Origin of the sequence: Mycobacterium sp. (assembly GCF_032162605.1) — a bacterium.
Taxonomy (GTDB): Bacteria; Actinomycetota; Actinomycetes; order Mycobacteriales; family Mycobacteriaceae; genus Mycobacterium.
Genome location: NZ_JAVROT010000373.1, coordinates 1 through 3,710 on the forward strand (window position 1 = coordinate 1; position 3,710 = coordinate 3,710).

Annotated in this window: 6 protein-coding genes; 1 reads left to right on the forward strand and 5 read right to left on the reverse strand. The window is 68.6% G+C overall.

What is annotated here, in order from left to right; all coding sequences use genetic code 11:
- Positions 1-472 (forward strand): ATP-binding cassette domain-containing protein (locus QOI01_RS20905; protein WP_526384307.1); only part of this gene is annotated, 472 nt, incomplete at its 5' end.
- A 135-nt stretch (positions 473-607) separates the two neighbouring features.
- Here the strand turns inward: QOI01_RS20905 and hisI are convergent.
- From hisI to hisH, 5 genes are all read right to left on the reverse strand, one after another.
- Complete coding sequence (gene hisI / locus QOI01_RS20910; RefSeq protein ID WP_526384317.1) at positions 608-949, reverse strand: phosphoribosyl-AMP cyclohydrolase; 342 nt, start codon at positions 947-949, stop codon at positions 608-610.
- A gap of 38 nt (positions 950-987) precedes the next feature.
- The gene (gene hisF, locus QOI01_RS20915; protein WP_526384309.1) at positions 988-1,761 is read right to left on the reverse strand and encodes an imidazole glycerol phosphate synthase subunit HisF; all 774 of its coding nucleotides are present in this window, start codon (positions 1,759-1,761) and stop codon (positions 988-990) included.
- A 1-nt stretch (position 1,762) separates the two neighbouring features.
- Entirely contained in the window at positions 1,763-2,578 is an 816-nt protein-coding gene (locus QOI01_RS20920) for an inositol monophosphatase family protein (protein ID WP_526384311.1), read from the reverse strand.
- A gap of 5 nt (positions 2,579-2,583) precedes the next feature.
- Positions 2,584-3,348: a bifunctional 1-(5-phosphoribosyl)-5-((5-phosphoribosylamino)methylideneamino)imidazole-4-carboxamide isomerase/phosphoribosylanthranilate isomerase PriA gene (gene priA / locus QOI01_RS20925; protein ID WP_526384313.1), complete on the reverse strand. Its 765-nt coding sequence runs from the start codon at positions 3,346-3,348 to the stop codon at positions 2,584-2,586.
- Positions 3,349-3,354: 6 nt separating this feature from the next.
- The coding region (gene hisH / locus QOI01_RS20930) for an imidazole glycerol phosphate synthase subunit HisH (protein ID WP_526384315.1) at positions 3,355-3,710 on the reverse strand (356 nt) is incomplete at its 5' end.

Genomic DNA, 3,710 nt, shown 5'->3' on the forward strand with positions numbered 1-3,710 from the left:
ACCGCTGCGCTGGACGCCGAGCCCGGAGGACGTCGATCGCGCCGACGCGATGATCGAGACGGTGGGTCTGACCCGCATCGTCGACGGCGTGTGGCCGACGCTCTCCCAGGGTGAACGAGGACGGACGCTCATTGCCCGGGCCTTGATCTCGGGCCCGCGCCTCCTCCTGCTCGACGAACCGTCGACCGGCCTCGACGTCGCGGCGCGGGAACAGCTGCTGGAGACCATCGACTCACTCGGTGAGGCCCATCCCGACGTCGCGTCGATTCTCGTCACCCACCACCTCGAGGAACTGCCGAGCACGACGACTCACGCGCTGCTGATCGCCGACGGTCGAACCGTCGCGAGCGGGCCCGCCCTCGACACGGTCAACACCGACAACGTCACGGCTGCGTTCTCGCACCCCGTGGCGGTCGGTCACCACGACGGCCGCTGGACTGCCCGGGCCAAGGCATCCCGGATGGACGTCTGACGCCACATGGCCGGACACGGCGCCCACCACTACCGGGTGGCCGAATGTACGGGGCTCCCCCACGATCCGCTCAACGCCATCATCGGACCGCGGCCCATCGGATGGATCTCGTCACCGAGTGCCCGCCGCTAACGCTCAACCCTCGGGCGCCAACAACTGATCCGCGTCGAAGCACGTGTGCTCTCCGGTGTGGCATGCGGCGCCGACCTGGTCGACCTCCAACAGCACGGTGTCACCGTCGCAGTCCAGACGCACCGAGTGCACGAACTGCGTATGGCCCGACGTCTCCCCCTTGACCCACTGCTCGCCGCGGGAACGCGAGTAGTACGTCGCCTTGCGGGTGGCGAGAGTCCGAGCGAGGGCGTCGTCGTTCATCCAGGCCACCATGAGCACCTGCCCGGTCCCGCGTTCCTGCGCGACCGCGGCGAACAGGCCGTTGGCGTCACGCTTGAGCCGCGTAGCGATCGAATCATCCAGCTGTGCCGCTCCCTCGGTCGCTTCGCTCCTGCCCACCGTCACCGGACCACGATCCCTTCCTCAGCCATCGCCGCCTTGACCTGGCCGATGGTCAGCTCACCGAAGTGAAAGACGCTGGCGGCCAACACTGCGTCCGCTCCGGCTTCGACCGCGGGCGCGAAGTGCTCGACCGCGCCCGCACCGCCGCTGGCGATGACGGGGACCGTCACCGCGCCGCGCACGGCGCGCAGCATTCGCAGATCGAAGCCCGCCTTCGTGCCGTCGGCATCCATGGAGTTCAGGAGTATCTCCCCGACGCCGAGTTCGGCGCCGCGGCGGGCCCACTCGACCGCGTCGATACCCGTACCCCGCCTACCGCCGTGCGTGGTGACCTCCCAGCCCGACGGCGTCGGCTCGGCGCCATCGGGCACGGTGCGAGCGTCGACGGAGAGCACGATGCACTGCGATCCGAACTGTCGGGACAGCTCGGCGAGGAGCTCGGGGCGTGCGATCGCCGCGGTGTTCACCGACACCTTGTCGGCGCCCGCGCGCAGCAGAATGTCGACGTCGGCGACCGAGCGGACACCGCCGCCGACCGTCAAGGGGATGAACACCTGCTCGGCCGTCCGACGGACCACCTCGAGCATCGTCGTCCGGCCCGAGGAGGACGCCGTCACGTCCAGGAACGTCAACTCGTCGGCACCCTCGGCATCGTAGGCCGCCGCGAGTTCGACGGGATCACCTGCGTCCCTGAGATTCTCGAAGTTCACCCCCTTGACGACCCGACCGTCGTCAACGTCCAGACACGGGATCACACGGACTGCGACATCCATGTCAGTACTCCCCCGGCGAGCCGACCGCCAGCGCGATTTCGAGGATCTGGCGGTGCACGTTCGGCACCCCGGCAAGCGCCGAACGTGAGGCGGGCGTCCAGTCCTCGCCGGCGAGGTCGGTGACGACGCCGCCTGCCGCGCGCACCAGCGCCACCCCGGCCGCGTGGTCCCAGACGTGGTGGCCGAAGCTGATGGCGCCGCCGAGCACACCCGCGCCGGTGTAGGCGAGGTCAAGGCCGGTCGAGCCATGCATCCGGATCCGGGAACACCTGCGGCTCAACCGCTCGAGCGTGGCCATCCGATAACGGCCTGGGAACTCGCCCCGTGAGTCGACGTTGAACGTCCCGATGGCGACGATCGACTGGTCCAGTTCGGCGTCCTTCAGTGCAGGCTGAGCAATTCCGTTGGCGTACAGCGGCCCTCCCACTGTGGCGGTGTAGCGCTGATCGGTGAACGGGAGCCAGGTGAGTCCGGCGACCGGCACGCCGTCGCGCAGCAACCCGAGAAGGATTGCGGCGGTGGGCAGCCCCGCGGCGTAGTTGAAGGTGCCGTCGATGGGGTCGAGCACCCACACCAGGGGTGAGTCGATCGGAGCGCCACCGAACTCCTCACCGTGCACCCCGATGCCGGTCGCCTCCTCCAACGCCTTCACCACCTGGCGTTCGATGGCGAGGTCGACCTCGGTGGCGAAGTCGTTACCCTTCTTTCGCACCGCAGACTGAGCGCGGTGGCCGACGACGAATGGCTTGGCGGCAGCGTCGAGGATCACCGTGGCCTCGGCGACGAGTCCCTCGAGATCCGCGTCGTCCAGCGCCATCCCGTCTACCGACTCACCGCGGCGAGGGCTTCGGGAAGCGTGAATCGCCCTGCGTACAGGGCCTTCCCGACGATCGCTCCCTCGACACCGGCGCCGGTGAGGGTCGCGATGGCGCGAAGGTCGTCGAGGCTCGACACCCCACCGGACGCGATGACCGGGGCATCGGTACGTTCCGCGACGGCGGCCAGAAGGTCGAGATTCGGGCCGTTGAGCGTGCCATCCTTGGTGACGTCGGTGACGACGAACCGCGAGCAGCCTTCGGCATCAAGGCGTTCCAGTACCGCCCACAGGTCTCCGCCGTCGGTCTCCCAGCCCCTGCCGCGCAACCGGTAGTGGCCGGCGCTGGCACCGTCGACCTTGACGTCGAGTCCCACGGCGACCATGTCGCCGTGCTCGGCGATCACTCGCGCGCACCACTGCGGATTCTCGAGCGCGGCAGTGCCGACATTCACCCTGGCGCAACCGGCGTCCAGCGCCGCAGTCAGCGATGCGTCGTCACGGATGCCACCGGAGAGCTCGACGGCGACGTCGAGCTTGCCGATCACCTCGGCGAGCAGGTCGCGGTTGGACCCGCGGCCGAACGCCGCGTCGAGGTCGACCAGGTGGATCCACTCGGCGCCGTCCTTCTGCCAGCCCAGCGCAGCGTCCAACGCCGAGCCGTAGTCGGTTTCACTGCCTGCCACGCCCTGCACGAGGCGCACCGCCTTGCCGTCGACCACGTCGACGGCGGGCAGAAGTATCAATGGTCTTTCGACTGGCACGTCACTCATTCCCATTCAGAGCCCCTCGACCCAATTGGAGAGCAGCGTCGCACCCGCGTCGCCACTCTTCTCCGGATGAAACTGGGTGGCGCACAACGCGCGGTCCTCGACGGCCGCAAGGAACGGGACGTGATGTGTCGCCCACGTCAGCAGGGCACTCGCATCACCCTCCCATTGCTGAGCGGCATACGAGTGCACGAAGTAGTAGCGCGTGTCGGCGTCCAACCCCTTGAACAACACACTGCCCGGTGCCGCATCGACGACGTTCCAACCCATGTGCGGGATCACCGGGGCGTCCAAGCGCACGACGGAACCGGGCCACTGACCGCAGCCCTCACTGTCCACGCCGAACTCCACGCCGTGGGCGAACA